Genomic DNA, 15,903 nt, shown 5'->3' with positions numbered 1-15,903 from the left:
CCTGAATCACCCATCCTGGGGTCATTGTAATCATCCTGTCCCCAAAAGCGCAATGAAAAATTTGGATGTGGCCCGCGTTCACAAAAAAATCATAAATTATAAATATTGCAAATAAAAATAATATTTTGGTATTTTGACTATTGAATATGATTTTATATCATATTTTCAACATCGCGTACCAGAAATTACACTATTTTCTGTTTTTTTGACCCCACCTCGCGTCCATCCTTGCCCCGTAGGAACCGGTGGGGTTCAATGAATCCAGGTCTACGAAATTTCAACGGGTACAGAACCAGAAGACCCTAGAGGGGGTCCTATTTTTATGATTAATAATAATATACTTATCCTAATTATTAATGATAGTATCCCGTTGTAGGTACAAATTCTTTGGATAAGATTTTCAGATAAAGGATCTCCCCTGTCTCTAGGACTTCTATCGTGTATTGATATTTGAAATATTTTTATTTTATTAAAATAAAAATATATATTTGGGACCTGACCCTGTGTTCCCAGTGTTCCCATTTTTTACATAATTACTAAACTATGGATCCTAATCTCGATTGGGTCAAAAAGGGAATGAACCGGCTTCCAATATGGGACTCCTTCCTATTATAACTCTGGGTTGGGGGGCTTCTGTACGTTCTCTGTTGTTCTATGAAAGTCACTGTCCTTTGCATTCTCCGTTGCTCGCACATCATTATCGTTCGTATTGCCCCTCCCTGCCGGGGTTGGTGCATGCTCGTCGCCGTACGCACTATCTTCTACAGGTCCCTCTGTGCTTGCGTTAGATTGGCCAATGAGCTCTCTATTTCCGGTGGGGAGGGGGACGCCACCCGAACAACCCGCAACTGGACCCTCTAATAAACAATAGAAATAGGAGGGGTTCCCCAGCCATTCCAACAATCTCCATGATGGTGCCCAAGGGTTATTCCGACCAGACGTTAGATCTCCTGATACCCATCCGGGTGGTTGCGGTAATGCCCCATGTCCTGGGGAGCTGGTTCCCACGTTTGAAGGATGAACCGGACCAGATATCGTATTCCCTGGTATCCATCCGGGTAGTTGTGGTGATGCTCCATATCCTAGAGAACTCGTTCTCATATTTATCTGTTTCTCCCGTTCTGCAAATTGCTCCAAGAGATTCCTATTCTCCAAGAAATTCCTATTCTCTTCATCCATATGTTCTGGCTGCTGTTGCCCTCGTTGCTGATTCCCCTGTTGTGTTCCAGAAGTCGATGGATTGGGATCCAATTCCAGATGACCACTATGCCCTGCTGGTTGTTGTTGGGACCAGCTGTATGGTTGTATACCGGAGGTCGATGGATTGGGATCCAATCCCCGTTGAGCACCGTGCCCCCCCGGCTGTTGTTGTGGTCGTCCTTTCACACTATTCCATTGAAAAATATCCTCCATAAGACGCCCTATACCTCTATAATTATCCGGATCCCATACCCATGACCTTCTTAAGTCCCGTCCCACCAGTTCACCTAGCTGTCCCCGTTCCTCTGATGAAAGCAATCTTAAATACCCTTCCCGAATATCCTTAGATAGAAATTCCAAAAAATCATGCCGCGCGGAAACCGATAACCTAAGCAGAAACTCTCTCCTTTCCCCACGCGATAGTCCACTTGCAAACTCCTTTATCCAACGCGCATACTCCCTCAGTTTCTGCCCTTGCTGCTGCCCCCCTGATCCTGATGATTGTGATGTCCATCCATATCCTTGGGAACTCGTTCCTGCTTGGGTACTATGTAACCCATCACCTTGCTGCTGCCCCCCTGATCCTGATGATTGTGATGTCCATCCATGTCCCTGGGAACTCGTTCCTGCTTGGGTACTATGTAACCCATCACCTTGCTGCTCCCCTTGATAAGCCTCAGCCCTAGCAATTTGCTCTCTCTGAATGGCCTGAGCCATCTGATCCCGTTCATTGGCCTCTCCCTGCCTCTCTTGCTCATTGGAAGCAACAACCAAAGAAGATGCCATGAACAACAAACTCCCATACACCATGGGAATGCTGCAACCCATCCATAAGCGAAATAGGACCAATTTCCTAGCCATTCCCTTTTCTGTTCTAAACATGTTCATTCTGAAAATCTCCTTTCAAACCCTCTCCTGCAGAACCACATGGAATACTCTCGCATTATTAGGTCCCTATACCTTCCTTCTATATACCGGATATATACCGGATCCATCTGTAGTCCCTTTGCATGCCATTGATGGAGCTCCTTGTACTTCTTTTCAGCCCACCAAAACAAAACATCTGTATAAAGCTTTTCTCAGTTGCGAGGGATCAAAAAGGCGCTATAGTAATCCATCCAGCCTCTCCATATGAAATTGGACCTTTTTGTCACCTCGGACAGTTCCCTATCTGGACTCACGTGTCTCCCTATTTCCTTCCCCTACTTAGCAATCTTCTTCCTTTAGTACACACGCCCCCATGAGTTTTAATTTTTGTATTCTTCATGAGTATTGATTAGAAAATACCCCCGGGGAATGATTCACGGGCAGGAATAAAGAACCTACACTTGCCTATTTTGGGGATGATACCGCATGGGGAATGCAACCGTGGGCCCGTGTACCATCAACTGAATAAACAAACTAAATTATTTAGGAAGAAAAGTAGACTCAATTATCCCTGAAGCAAGGGCTACCCAACGACATTCCCAACCCGGAGTTGGGCTAAAAGCCAGCTTTTGCATAGAATTCATTTCCAAAAATATCATTCTAACATATCTCGCAAACCTATACGGGTAACCCAAATATTATCAATCAAACGTGTGTTACCTACCCATAGGGCCGCCAAACAAACTAAAGGACGTACAAATAAATCCCTGGGTATCTCCAATCCTGGATAAGTACGTAGAGCCACGTATTCCACAGTAAACGAGGGTAATTCCTTCAGACTAGAATTCATCAGCACGAACCGACAGAAATCCTCCACATCCTTCACAGTATGCGAATCAGAACGCGCTAGAAATCCCCCCTTATCGAAAACATTCACCATCGCCCATTTCAAAGAACGATAAAAACAGAAAACCAACCTCCTCTCTTCCGTGGTGAGATAACGGTTTCGTGAACTAAGAGCTAAACCGTCCTTCATTCGTACCGTCGGAATCCCCCTCACACGAAGAGGCAAATGAAGATCCTCCACCATTTGTTCTATCACAGCCATCTGCTGTGCATCCTTTCGTCCCAGATAAAGGGAATGGGGCTGAACCAGTTGACACAACATAAAAACCACAGTGGCCACCCCATCAAAATGACCGGGACGACTGTCACCACATAAACCCTCTGAAATGCGATCCACAACAACACGTGTGGCATGGGAATCCCTGTACAATTCCTCAGCTGAGGGGGCGAAGAAGAGATCCACATCCTCTGCACGAGCCTGTTCCTGATCCCTAACCAAATTCCGCGGATAACGATCAAAATCTTCATTCTCACCAAACTGCAAGGGATTGACAAACACAGATAAAACAACACGATCGTTTTCACGACGAGCTTGATTCAACAGAAACCGGTGACCTCGATGTAGCGCACCCATAGTAGGAACAAAACCCACCTTCACGCCCTTGGCCCAAGATCGTCTACATGTATGAAAATCAGAAACAGAAGTACACACTTTCACTAGGACAACCCTCCACAATAACATGGGTACACCTTCGGGAAAGGGACCACTGGAATCAAGCCGAACCCTTAGGGGAAGCAACCGTAGATCGATTCCCCTCCCCTATGTAAAGTTGAAACCCACCCCCATTTCATCCTGCCCCCTCACCATTTCCTAAGTTCCATCCTTGTCTGTGGCAGCAGAGGCCTCCCGGGTAACAGTAATAGGAAAGGTATGCTTCGCTGCAGGAAAACGGCCCGCCTTCACATCTTCCACATACAAACGAATACCTTCCTCCATAGCTTGACCGATATGGGCATAGGTCCTCACAAAGGAGGGGACACACCCCATTGTCATTCCTAACAAGTCATGCAAAACAAGGACTTGGCCATGACAATAGCGGCCCGAACCAATTCCTATCACTGGAATTGGGCTTTGCTCCGCAATCCGCTTTGCTAAGGATTCTGGAACACACTCAAGCACAAGAGCAAATACCCCGGCCTTCGCTAGGGAGGATGCCTCCTTCAACAAACGATCGGCGGAATCCTCCTCCCTCCCCACAACACAATAGCCCCCCAGGCAATGAACTGTTTGCGGTAACAGACCAATGTGCCCCATTGTAGGAATACCCGCCTTCACAATACACGAAATCTTATGAACAATCTCTGAACTCCCTCCCTCAATCTTAACAGCCACTGCACCAGCATCCTGCAATAGGGGACCTATACAGTCAAGAAGCCTGTCCAATGAAAAATGGGCGACCAAAAAGGGAACATCCGCCACTACCAAGGCCCGCCGGCTCCCACGTACAACCGCCCTCGTGTGGTGGAGAATCATTTCTATAGTTACGGGGACCGTTGTCTCATAACCCAATACGACAGACCCCACGCTATCCCCTACGAGGAGAATATCAACCCCTGCCCTCTCCGCCCAGTACGCTGTAGGCGCATCATAGGCAGTAACCATCGCTAACGGTTCCCGCCGTTCATACATACGTGTCAAAGTACGCACCGTTATCCTACCTGCTGAAACCTCAACCATAACTTTCCCCCCCCGCGAGGGAATACAGATCCCTCTCCAAATTGGACAGGAGTTGCAAGAAGAGTACCCGACGAGAACAACCTTTCCCGTTCATCTCGGACAAAGAGGTTGCCCGCGTGGACAAGGGCGAAGGAAAATCTTTCTCAGGTGTATTTACATTGATCCCAATCCCTACAATCGCCCACTGATCCCTGACTTCCACCAAGATGCCTGCCACCTTTTTTCCCGCTAGGGTAACATCATTGGGAAATACCACATCCGGGGATTTCCCTATACAGGTTCCAATCGTCGCAGAAACTATACGGGACACCCGATAGGGAAGGGGTTGTGCCCCGGTCGTCAGGCACCCCCGGGGTAAACAAAAGCTGAAGGAAAGGGAAGTTTGCGGAAACGTATGCCATATTCTACCATGTTGCCCCCTCCCAGAAATCTGGCGATCCGCTGTTACAACAAGCCCCTCCCCCTGTCCCCGTTTCGCCCGCCGGAAAACTTCATCTTGCGTGGAGGTAGTTACACTGTAATGGAAATAATTCCTACCCAACCAACGGGTTGAGAGACGGGACAAAACAGCGAACCCTGCAAGATCCCTATCCTCATCAGATGGAATGATCACGAGACAAACGCTCCCCTTTCCAAAATAGACGTTCCGGGTCATTAGGTAAATGTCCAAGGGCCACCTCTTCAAAGAGTTGTTGCAAAACGGATCGAACCCAGGGTCCCGGCTCCTTCCCGATTCTCTGAAGTAGCTCCCCCCCAGTCACACGGAGTTGGCGGATCGTATGAATATGAAGTTCATCCCACCAGAGGGGAACCCGACGCACATCCTCCCGTGTAAGTCTACCTAAATGATAAGCAAACAAGGCTACACGCTGTACCGACTCCAACCCCTCTTTGAGCAACCACATCTTCACATGAACGGGTTCCCAGGGCTGTACCCGTTCGGAGAGATGATAACAAGTACCAATTCGGGCACGCTTGATATTGGATAGTTTCAGTGCGCGTAAACGGGAAGCCACCTGCTCCGCCGTGGTACAAAAACAGGCCAACAAAATGCACCAGCGCACATCAACATCTTGCACCCTATCCAGCAGGGGAATGAGATCCACATCCGTCTCCGGCCAATGGGCAAAAGGAAGAAGGGCCGAGGTAAGACCACACCGAAAGAGGATTCTAACCCCCCCTGCCGGCCTGGTAGCTTTCCACATCTTTTCTATTTCGGCTACCGTACGCTCTACCGCCAGATGACGGCAAAGATTACGCAAAGCCAGCATCGCCTGTTCCGCCACAGGGTCCACTGTCACACCCAGCTGGGTCACGAATCGGGCTGCTCGGACCATCCGCAGGGCGTCTTCGCGGAAACGATCACTAGCTGGGCCCACGGTACGCAACCGCAAACGCCGCAAGTCCTCCTGTCCACCAAAATAATCATAGAGGTTACCGCGCCTGTCCATAGCCATAGCATTGATGGTAAAATCGCGCCGCGAGAGATCATCTGCGAGGGAGGTAACAAAAGTGACCTGACTGGGGCGTCGACGATCCAAATACTTTGCTTCCGTACGAAAGGTTGTCACTTCAATGAAGGTATCATCTACGCACACAGTTACTGTACCATGTTGGATACCTGTAGGGATACTGTGAGGGAAACAGGAGAGGACCTCATTCGGTAAAGCAGAGGTGGCAATGTCATAATCCAGTGGGACCTTATGACTCAGTATATCACGTACACATCCACCTACCAGATACGCCAAAAACGACCGTTTTTCCAGAACGGCCAGAACTTGAAAGGCAGCGGCCCGCCTTCTATCCATTGGCTCAACCACCCCGCCCCCTGTATCATTTTTTATATCCCCCTCCGTCCTATCTGCCCATAATTACGTACGATGAAACGTTGAAAATCAATTAGGTAAAATCCAATAGGTTTTCCAATCCGTAGACCATCCCCTGTATCCTCATCACCTTCAAAACAGCCAGGCGAATACCAGGCATGAAAGCCTCCCGGTTCCAACAGTCATGGCGAATGGTCATCATCTCCCCTGATCGGGCAAAAAGACATTTCTGATGAGCTACCAGGGATGGCAAACGAACACTATGTAAACGGAAATTTTGATAAGCTGCTCCACGCACGGATGCCCACTTCCCCCGTTGTTCCCCTCCCCCCTGTTGTGTGGAAATCTCAGGACGATGATGGAGAATCAATTCTGATGTTTTGATAGCCGTTCCAGAGGGCGCATCTCGTTTACGATCATGATGGGATTCGATGATTTCTATATGAGGCATATATTGTGCAATGTGGGCAGAAAAAATCATCATGAGAACAGCACCTATGGAAAAATTAGGTGCAACAATACAACCCACCCTATGAAGAAGACAAAGCTTTCGCAGCTCCGTCAGGACCTTTTGATCCAATCCTGTTGTCCCCACAACAGGTCTGACTCTGGCCCTGAGGGCCAGTTCGATATGCCTTTGGACAACCTGAGGAGAGGTAAAATCGATGAGAACATCACAAGCGGTTGCCTGTAAAGTCTTCTCTACGCTATCAAGAAAAATAAGACCAGAGGAAGGCCCCGCAACATCATCAATCACAGAGCCCAGGGTACAACCCGCCTTTGTACGGGATACAACGGCCACCAATTTCCACATAGGCTCACGATCTACCAAATGAACTACCTTGCGACCCATCTGACCACTAGCACCCGCTATGGCTATCCTTATAACGATTCCTATCACCCCCGCTATATCCCACACCTGCCCCGAAGAAACAAAGAAACCCGCCCGCTTGAAAATCCCCTTACGAGGATCATCGACGCGGACCATGAAATTCTGTTAGGGGGAGAACAATAATTTTTCTAACCCATACACCATGTTCTTCAAGTGAACCACTTTCTCCACTGCCAACTTAACACCAGGCATGAAAGCCTCACGATTCAACGCATCGTGACGAATGGTTAGCAATTGTCCTGCCCCTGAACAAAGAACCTCATGATGGCTGAAGAGACCGGGTAAACGCACGCTATGAATACGAAAACCATGTGTGGAACCACCACGGGCACCTGGAAGAATTTCCTTCTCCTCTGGATGGCCCTGCTCTAGAGCCGGTCGGCGGCTGGCGATCATTTCGGATGTCTTAATCGCTGTGCCTGAGGGAGCATCCAACTTTTGATCATGGTGTGCCTCAATGATTTCCACGTGGGGGAGATAACGGGAGGCCTGCGCAGCAAAATTCATCATCAGAACGGCACCAATCGCAAAATTGGGGGCGATGACACAACCTACTCGACGCTGCTCACAATAGTCAGCCCACCGGTCTGCAAGGGCTTCATTCAAACCGGATGTCCCAATCACCGGCCTTACACCGGCCTCAAGGGCCAGTTCGATATGCTTCTGCACCACCCCAGGATGGGTAAAATCAACCAGGACATCGGCAGAGGATAATGCATCCTGTACACTTGCGACGAAAACCATCGATGGGGGACCAGCACCTATCGTCCTATGAACCAATTGGCCTGCCTGCGAAGGGGATACCGCTGCGACTAACTCAAAATTGGGCTCGCGGTCGATGAGACGCACCACCTCACGCCCCATCCAACCATGGGCACCTGCCACGGCAATTCGGATTGTCATAACAATCACCACCCTGTTTCTATTGTGAAGAACGCTCTATTTTATGTGATTGTCAGCAAATTATTTTTTATAACTACAAAAATTGCGCCTAGGGTAGCTCACTGGTACGGCGTGTCCAACGCTGCGAGTCGCGAACACGGTATTTTGTCATGACCTCTCGATAAGCTTGTTCCAGGTCCACTCCCAGGACGTTAGCAAAACAAATCACAACGAAAAGAATATCTGCTAGCTCTTCGGCAGGGGATCCTACTGGCTCTTCAGGCTTTTTCTTTTTGGGACCAAACTGGTGATTGATCTCACGCGCAAATTCCCCTACTTCCTCGGTCAGCCGTGCTAGCAGAGCCAGGGGAGGGAAGTATCCCTCCTTATACTGCTGTAGAAACTGATCTACTTCCCTTTGGAAGGAAGATAATGTGGATGTTGATGAATCCTTCACAGTTGAATCCATATTTTCTCTCCTAGTTGAATCAAAATTGATAATCAGGGAACACCCCGAAAATTTTCCTCATCCCTTACGATAGATTCCCTCCATCGTAACGAATTCCTGCAAACAGAGCAAACGGGGACGGTCAGATCTTTCTGTACGGAACCTCCATACGTCAAAAAACCCGCTCCAGTAAGGAGAAGGGTTTTATTTGTTTAAAAATGTTAATTGGGAATCCAACCCGAACCCTTGTATCTATCTTTCTCTATACCTTTCAGGCCTCATTGGGTATGATTTAATATATATTCATAGATGCATTTATATTGTTATTTTTATTTGATAATTATGAATATGATACAAGGATTGCCCCTATCGTGTCAGATTCAGATGATGATGATCCCCATAATGTGTACTTGTGAGGCCTGTAAAATCTTGTTGGGGGTTCCCAAAGGCCTGGTAACACTTGCACACTTGCATTGCAGTGTTAGGGATTCCGTCCCTTCCATTAGACCCAGGGGATTGGGAAGTTCCACTGGCACCCATATCATACCCCGGTGGTGTGTATCAGACCTTGTGGAACCTAGGGAGAGACCAGCGGGAAATCGCTAACAGCTGCGGTATCCGGATCAGGACTGGGCCTAAATTGTACAGACCCTTGCGCGGGGAATCCGAAACCCAGGGAGGCAGTGGCACCTGTTTTCGGAGATCCTTGTATACTCATGGGACCTTGATAAACCGGGGGACCAACAGGGGTACCCACAGTGACGCCCCCAGAATCTAATCGAACCTACATTCAGGAATTCCGTACATCACCTACGGGATCCCCTAGATTCTTCCCCCGAGGGGATCAGGAATGTGGGCTAAGAGGACACCGGGGAATCTGGTACGGTGGTAAGCCGGATACCACCAGGACGTATCAAACCATTGTAGCCATTTTCTATAACAAAAGCTGATTATGCCGTATCCATAATAGCCCATTGCAACATTCAATAGTTTGTTTTGCCAACGAGGCAAGGATGTTCCCCAATTCTTGGCAATCTCCTTTCCATCCCTTTATACATATCTCCATAAGACTCCGACAGTTTTTCTCGACACGCCCTATTCTAAACTCAAAACATTTTTCCTTATCAGAAATTTCTTCATCAAGGATTAGATCCCCTTCCTTGAATGGGAAAATAAGGGGGGATTTTTCCATCCTCAGTCCAGCTATGTGGGCTGCTCTCTCTTGTTCCTCTGTGCTGCGAAATCCACCTTTCCAATCAGCCCAGCGGCTTATGAGCCTATTCATACTCTCAATCCTATTAGTATTCAATAAAACCCTAATAATTTCTGGATTACTAAAAAACTTGACAACATTCGTATGTGATTCTATATTTACACATAAGTATTCTATAGAGTCTTTCATTTCACCACCGTAGGTGGACTCGAGGGCGGACTTGAGAAGCCCAAATCTTTCCCAAACCTCTTCCTTGGTGGTGCCTTTTAAGACCCAGTAAGCTGCCTTCAAAAACACCGATCCCAATGGTCCTTTCAAACATTTCGGGATCTTTTTTCCTAGGTTACGAGTGAGGTGGACACCGCAGTAATGCAGCTCGGCTTGCGGAAATATCTTATCTCGTAAACCGGCGAACGACCGATGACGGTCGCTCAACATTAACTCCACATTCTTTGTAGAGAAACCCCGCTTCACCAGTTCCCCAACAAGCAGGGCATAATTGTCGGTAGATTCACTGTCCACGCTCTTACAACCCAAATATACCAGCTTGATGCCCTCGTCATCTATGAAGATCCCGAGGGCTGTAAGTACGGGTTTTCCCCGTTTACGCTTCTTTTTCCTCTTACCCTTATGGGTGATGATGTCAGTGTGATCATAGGAGGCATCCAACATGATGCCAAAACATTTGTAACCGCTCAAATCCTGGTTACCAAAAGAATCTAGCCTGTTATAAAGAGGTTGGATATGGGATTTTAGAGTGGATGGCGAGATCTCGATACCCCTTGCCTCATACAAGAGTTCGGATATACTCTGAAATGATATGCCTCTTATCCAAGAACCTTCCACTAATTTGAGATCACGATATCCCAAAATACCCGAATCGCCAATCATTTGAGTGGTAACGGCCTCACGCAATTGAGGAATGCGTATTTTCAACCCGTTTCGTTCACGAATGGTGAACCCATTACGAGAGTTTCCAGGTATCATTCCATGGTTATACCATTGCTCAAAGCACAAACCTAGCTCTATAGCGTGCTTTAAACCGTTTGTACAAAACTCCTCTTCAATATCATCCACCCTATGATTCGTTAGTGGGGTTCTGATGAACGTAGAGAGAAACATCCTTGTGGATTGTTTGGGATATGTAGTAATAAACTGGTGCATTCGAACAGCCATGTCGTTATCCCCTAAACAAATTTTAGCGGCTTTTGCCAGGTGGGAAGCTATCTCACGTTCCTCCTTAGACACTGTTATGTCGTCTGATCCGTAGATTGCATCTGTAGATAATATCCTTAAGAGCTTTTGGTCTCTCTTCCAGATTACCGCTGCTCTCTCCCCCTGGGCTTTGGATCCCCCCCTCTTAGCGTTGTTTTCCTCCTTTTGTTCTTTCAATGACTCATTGTTGGGCTTTGGACACCATTTTTCAGCAATAGGGTCCTCCCCCTCTTTCGACTGTTGCTGTTCAAAACCCTGTTTACGATCATTGGGCCGGGAGGGGGGTGCTTCCTCACGTTCGAATTCCTCTGACAACGCGCAGAGGGATTCTCTTACTTTCCTAACCCTATCCCTTTGTTCAACAGGAGTAAGCGGGGAATTCTCTATTTCTCTTGCCTCTTCAACAATATATTTCAATTGCGTTGGATCCCCGCTGGCTATGAAGTCCCCATAGCTGTACTGCAGAGGTGAAACATGAAAAAGGGGCTGGCTTGACGGGTTGTCTTTTCGGGAAATTGTGGTACAATGACGTGGAGTGCTCATTTCTTCCTCCCCTTTCGAAAGTATGTTTAGACTTTGGTGGGTTTGAATATCTTAGACAATAGGGTGTGAAGTATTTGGGCACTCTTTTGTGTGCGATTTCTTGCGAACCATGTTTTTTCCCATTCCCTTTACCATCATTTCGGTAATAACAGCGAACATTTGCTACAATATACACTGTGAGATTATATTTTGCAAGACGTATTTCTATATGAATTTGGCCTCACGGACAATTGCAAAGATCTACCTTGACAAGGGTTGAATATTATGGTTTTCGTAATTCGATGTTATTTGTACAAAAAAATTCTGAACTTTTACAACAAACAAACAATATCATCGTTTAATATAGATATAAAATTACTATAAACAGGTCCTGAATAGATAGATACAGGATTCGGGTTGGATTCCCAATTAACATTTTTAAACAAATAAAACCCTGCTCCTTGCTGGAGCAGGGTTTTTTACGTACAGAGGTTCCGTACAGAAAGATCTGACCGTCCCCCTTCTGCCCTATATACTGTCCACGAACTACAGAGAACGAATGGCAAAAAAGGTGGATTCGTTGGTCTTGAGGTAGCGATGAAGGAATTGATGCTTGCCGCTTTCTATTGGGTGGGGAAACAAAAAGAAAACCCCGACCCATTGCCTGTAGAGGATCTTCTTTCGATCCCTGCTGACTACGAGTCCGAAATTTCGAACGGAGAACCTCTCCCCACCACGGCTTATGACTTTCATCCCCTCTTATGCACGGAACAAGGGCAGGGTTGTATGGACGATGTCCATACCCTTGATTTCTAGTTAGCACCTTTCGGGGAAAATCCGTCTAAGGCGCCACGACGGTTTTTCCCCGGGAAACTCCCTCCATCCGACGAGTTCTTCCACGGAACGGAGGTACCATATTCCTTCTCAAGAATCCCACCGCCTAGTTCTGGGGGTAACCTATGTGGTACAATTCTTCCAGCATCAGACTGGGTATCCGCCGCCCATCTCAATATCCATTATACCCCTAAATCTCGCAACGGCCTATCCAGCCCATTATTTTCTGAATTTACAATAAATTAGCGATTAAAGGAAACACCTTATAAATATAAGATAAATCCGCCGTGGATACCAAAACAGGAACAGTGTCATAACAAAATGTTATTATGTTACTCAATTGCTTTACGAAAAGGTGAGACTAGATTCATAGATAGGGCATTCCCCACAAGAAACTGCACGGTCCCATACCTTCCAGAGGAGCGATTCATGAGCAAGGATAAGGAACCTGAAATCATCTTTTTGGGGGGTGACACCAAATTTGGGATGCAACCTTCTTAACATCAGCAGCGTTGGGGCAGTTTGAAATTCACCACCTACCGGTCGATTCCTAGGGGCCCGCCCTTATCTCTTATGCACCTAGCTTGGCGCACATATCTAAGATATATTGAAAATATTAAAAACATATTGAAAGTAATACTTAACTTCACTCACGACCTCTCTACCGATTTTCCCTGCCTTTATCCCCATCTCTTGAAAAAATTCAGAGGGACCTGATGCGACCATAGCACCGTCTGTACTCGCTTTCATTGGCCTGCCTCCGTTGCAAACAATGCCTGTCGTACCCATGCAAGAATTCAACACCCCATGGGTATTGACGGTCCCCGTTACTTGATAACCCCTTGCCCCCGTTAGACCACACCCATTATGAGTGGCTCGAACCGCGCAGGAATTAGGCACCTCTTGGGTACTAACGGTCCTCGTCCATTTCCTTACTGCTGAACTTGGTTTGGCATTTTCAATTATAGTATATTTTTTTTCAATATTATTACCTTTATCTATAATAATTCTAATAATTTTATCTTTTTCTGTAATTTCATCCCTCAGCCTAACCAAAATAGCTTCTTTTTTGAATATCTTATCCCTGATGATTTCAATCTCTATCATCAGATTTTTTATTTGTTCTGCTACATCATCTGAACCTACTCCATTATTTTTTTCCTTCAACTTCCTGAGTAATTTCATCTTATCTCGCAATTTATTCGTACTATCCTCCACTTCCTTTTCTTTATCGGATAATTTTTTTTGCATCTCATCCTTTATTTTCTCCAGCTCTACCCTCCTCGATTCCAACTCTTTTAACATATTTCTGGATGAATCCCCTGATAATTTTCCTTCATAAAAATGATCCCGAGCTTCCTCGGATTCTGGTTTTAATACCTTCATCCTATTCCGGGGAGCATCACCTTTGGATCCCCCTTCATCCACAGATACTGCTGCCGTATCACTTTGCACCCCTTCCACAGATGATGGTAGGGGAAATTCCTGAGGTATTTTTAATGAGGATGAATCACCCGACATGGATGAAAATGACTTCGATAGCGATGAATTTGATGATGCCCTAGACACATCCATCATTCCTGATAAAAATATGTTGAATGTAAAAATACTGCCAGTGAAAAGAACGAAATAGTGTTTGACAGTAAGCCTGTAAATACAGAAAATTACCTTCATAATTCAATGATCGGCCCTTCTGAATGTATGTTATAAATTATCATAATTTAAAAATTGATCATCGATGTACTCATTCCCATATATGGCTATGAATCTAAAAAAACCATTCTCACGGTTTCTTACTTTACTATTTTTAATTATATAACTTAATTTTTACTTATTATAATCACATGCATTTACTGTTTAATATGATCATATTAAATAGTAGGTGAAAGCATAAAAACGAGGTTCTGTCCTCAAGCCCATGGAAAAATGACGATAAAATTAGCCAAACAGGTATTCCGTCCGATGAGTATGAACCCCCTGTTTGGCTAATTGTTGGCATCATGTTCATGGCATTGACTATTTCCGCAGCAATCCTTATGCGCTAATACCCCCCCCCCCCCCCGGGGGGGGGGGGGGGGGGTATTCCGCGCTAAATCCCTTGTGGATAAACGACCCTGCGTTGTATTGCTGAAAATGCCGCAATTTGAATCAACGCCATCAACTTCCTGCTAAATTCCTGCGAGTATTTTGTCAGCTTCCGTTTTTGCATTTCTATCGAGTTCTGCCTTCCTTTGTGCACTTATTCCATGATGAAGGTTCCACTTACCAGGATCATTCTCATGGTTATTATGAATACCCCGTAAAAAATCATCCGCTTCACGATACATTTCACGATATTTATTCACTGCCTCTTCCTCCGATTTACCATTAATTTCTACTTTATTTCTTTTTATTTTATCAATGCTATCTTGGATATCATCCGCTGTTTCTTGAAGGATTTTATTAACTTGATCTCTGGTATAAATTTTTTCCTGTATTCTACTAATTTTGGTTATCAATTTTTTCACATTCGCGAGCTTAGCAAGATCTGGATTTTGTTCCTTTAATTCAGCCAATTCCTTTTTCAATTGTTTAATACTTTCTTTTTTCTCTTTCGTTGTTAGCTTCTTATCATTTAAAATCTTCAAAGATTTTTCATGTATTCCTTTCAACTTATTTTCAAAAACTTGGAAGCTATCAACTATTTGTTTTTTTGTAAGTGTTCCTTCAGGTGGTCTACTCGTATCTTCAGGTGGTCTACTCGTATCTTCAGGTGGTCTACTCGTATCTTCAGGTGGTCTACTCGTATCTTCAGGTGGTCTACTCGTATCTTCAGGTGGTCTACTCGTATCTTCAGGTGGTCTACTCGTATCTTCAGGTGGTCTACTCGTATCATCTGCACTTACAAACGACAATGGCAAAGAATAAGCTGCGAACATACTTCCGGCAGCGAGGAGGGCAGCCAGTTTAGCTATCGATTTTTTTGAATTTTTAGAAAAATTATTCACTATATATAACATCTCCTATTTTTATTGTATATATTGTGGGATGATCCTGAAATTAACTCCCACACCAAAATAATAACATGTTTATAAAGAATAAACAAGTGTTTTTAAACAAATACGGGACCGTGCAGTTTCTGGATCTTGGCCGCATATCGGACCTGGGGGTTCAGTCTCGGGAGTGGGGATAGGCAACTCACCCCCTATCAGGTAATAACTATTAGGCCCCCTGGTATAATAGACCTGAAGCGGCATAACGGGAGCATATTCCCGGGACCGTGCAGTTTCTTGTGGGGAATGCCCTATCTATGAATCTAGTCTCACCTTTTCGTAAAGCAATTGAGTAACATAATAACATTTTGTTATGACACTGTTCCTGTTTTGGTATCCCAGGGGTATTTATCTTATTTCATATGAATTTTTATAAAATTTTCACTGT

At 45.6% G+C, this 15,903-nt stretch carries 13 protein-coding genes; 1 reads left to right on the top strand and 12 read right to left on the bottom strand.

Annotated features, from left to right (window positions below):
* Positions 1-609: 609 nt before the first annotated feature.
* The 9 genes from PPRES148_RS08210 to PPRES148_RS08165 all read right to left on the bottom strand — a co-directional run bounded on the left by PPRES148_RS08210 (position 610) and on the right by PPRES148_RS08165 (position 11,670).
* Positions 610-2,088 carry a hypothetical protein gene (locus tag PPRES148_RS08210; RefSeq protein ID WP_149454034.1) on the bottom strand — a complete coding sequence of 493 codons (1,479 nt, stop codon included), beginning with the start codon at positions 2,086-2,088 and terminating at the stop codon, positions 610-612.
* Positions 2,089-2,722: 634 nt separating this feature from the next.
* Positions 2,723-3,712: a pantoate--beta-alanine ligase gene (gene panC, locus PPRES148_RS08200; RefSeq protein ID WP_149454033.1), complete on the bottom strand. Its 990-nt coding sequence runs from the start codon at positions 3,710-3,712 to the stop codon at positions 2,723-2,725.
* A 72-nt stretch (positions 3,713-3,784) separates the two neighbouring features.
* Positions 3,785-4,651 (bottom strand): 3-methyl-2-oxobutanoate hydroxymethyltransferase, encoded by an 867-nt coding sequence (panB, locus tag PPRES148_RS08195; protein ID WP_149454032.1) that lies wholly within the window; start codon positions 4,649-4,651, stop codon positions 3,785-3,787.
* Positions 4,644-5,264 (bottom strand): biotin--[acetyl-CoA-carboxylase] ligase, encoded by a 621-nt coding sequence (locus tag PPRES148_RS08190; RefSeq protein WP_187820866.1) that lies wholly within the window; start codon positions 5,262-5,264, stop codon positions 4,644-4,646. The genes panB and PPRES148_RS08190 overlap by 8 nt, the downstream gene beginning before the upstream one ends.
* On the bottom strand, positions 5,248-6,471 hold the full coding sequence (locus PPRES148_RS08185) for a CCA tRNA nucleotidyltransferase (RefSeq protein ID WP_149454030.1): 1,224 nt from the start codon (positions 6,469-6,471) through the stop codon (positions 5,248-5,250). The genes PPRES148_RS08190 and PPRES148_RS08185 overlap by 17 nt, the downstream gene beginning before the upstream one ends.
* A 79-nt stretch (positions 6,472-6,550) precedes the next feature.
* Positions 6,551-7,465 carry a 4-hydroxy-tetrahydrodipicolinate reductase gene (gene dapB / locus PPRES148_RS08180; RefSeq protein WP_149454029.1) on the bottom strand — a complete coding sequence of 305 codons (915 nt, stop codon included), beginning with the start codon at positions 7,463-7,465 and terminating at the stop codon, positions 6,551-6,553.
* Between the two features lie 9 nt (positions 7,466-7,474).
* Positions 7,475-8,272 (bottom strand): 4-hydroxy-tetrahydrodipicolinate reductase, encoded by a 798-nt coding sequence (gene dapB / locus PPRES148_RS08175; protein ID WP_187820865.1) that lies wholly within the window; start codon positions 8,270-8,272, stop codon positions 7,475-7,477.
* Positions 8,273-8,360: 88 nt separating this feature from the next.
* Positions 8,361-8,720, bottom strand: a complete 360-nt coding sequence (locus PPRES148_RS08170) for a nucleotide pyrophosphohydrolase (protein ID WP_149454028.1) — start codon at positions 8,718-8,720, stop codon at positions 8,361-8,363.
* A gap of 913 nt (positions 8,721-9,633) precedes the next feature.
* The gene (locus tag PPRES148_RS08165; protein ID WP_149454027.1) at positions 9,634-11,670 is read right to left on the bottom strand and encodes a transposase; all 2,037 of its coding nucleotides are present in this window, start codon (positions 11,668-11,670) and stop codon (positions 9,634-9,636) included.
* Between the two features lie 585 nt (positions 11,671-12,255).
* Between PPRES148_RS08165 and PPRES148_RS08160 the strand changes: the two genes are divergently transcribed.
* On the top strand, positions 12,256-12,465 hold the full coding sequence (locus PPRES148_RS08160) for a hypothetical protein (RefSeq protein WP_223128009.1): 210 nt from the start codon (positions 12,256-12,258) through the stop codon (positions 12,463-12,465).
* Here the strand turns inward: PPRES148_RS08160 and PPRES148_RS08155 are convergent.
* The 3 genes from PPRES148_RS08155 to PPRES148_RS08145 form a co-directional block, all read right to left on the bottom strand.
* The gene (locus PPRES148_RS08155) at positions 12,462-12,659 is read right to left on the bottom strand and encodes a hypothetical protein (protein WP_149454025.1); all 198 of its coding nucleotides are present in this window, start codon (positions 12,657-12,659) and stop codon (positions 12,462-12,464) included. The two genes, PPRES148_RS08160 and PPRES148_RS08155, sit on opposite strands and share 4 nt — an antisense overlap.
* 421 nt (positions 12,660-13,080) lie before the next feature.
* A complete protein-coding gene (locus PPRES148_RS08150; protein ID WP_149454024.1) occupies positions 13,081-14,052 on the bottom strand; it encodes a coiled-coil domain-containing protein in 972 nt (323 codons plus the stop codon).
* Positions 14,053-14,651: 599 nt separating this feature from the next.
* Entirely contained in the window at positions 14,652-15,470 is an 819-nt protein-coding gene (locus PPRES148_RS08145) for a hypothetical protein (RefSeq protein WP_149454023.1), read from the bottom strand.
* Positions 15,471-15,903: the final 433 nt, after the last annotated feature.

The organism is Pasteuria penetrans, from assembly GCF_900538055.1.
Taxonomy (GTDB): domain Bacteria; phylum Bacillota; class Bacilli; order Thermoactinomycetales; family Thermoactinomycetaceae; genus Pasteuria; species Pasteuria penetrans.
This window is presented reverse-complemented; position numbering and strand designations above follow the sequence as displayed.

What these genes read in the sequence shown, in the direction of transcription:
- PPRES148_RS08210 (WP_149454034.1), bottom strand. Translation starts at nt 2,088, where the DNA reads ATGAACATGTTTAGAACAGAAAAGGGAATGGCTAGGAAATTGGTCCTA.
- panB (WP_149454032.1), bottom strand. Translation starts at nt 4,651, where the DNA reads ATGGTTGAGGTTTCAGCAGGTAGGATAACGGTGCGTACTTTGACACGT.
- dapB (WP_149454029.1), bottom strand. Translation starts at nt 7,465, where the DNA reads ATGGTCCGCGTCGATGATCCTCGTAAGGGGATTTTCAAGCGGGCGGGT.
- dapB (WP_187820865.1), bottom strand. Translation starts at nt 8,272, where the DNA reads ATGACAATCCGAATTGCCGTGGCAGGTGCCCATGGTTGGATGGGGCGT.
- PPRES148_RS08170 (WP_149454028.1), bottom strand. Translation starts at nt 8,720, where the DNA reads ATGGATTCAACTGTGAAGGATTCATCAACATCCACATTATCTTCCTTC.
- PPRES148_RS08165 (WP_149454027.1), bottom strand. Translation starts at nt 11,670, where the DNA reads ATGAGCACTCCACGTCATTGTACCACAATTTCCCGAAAAGACAACCCG.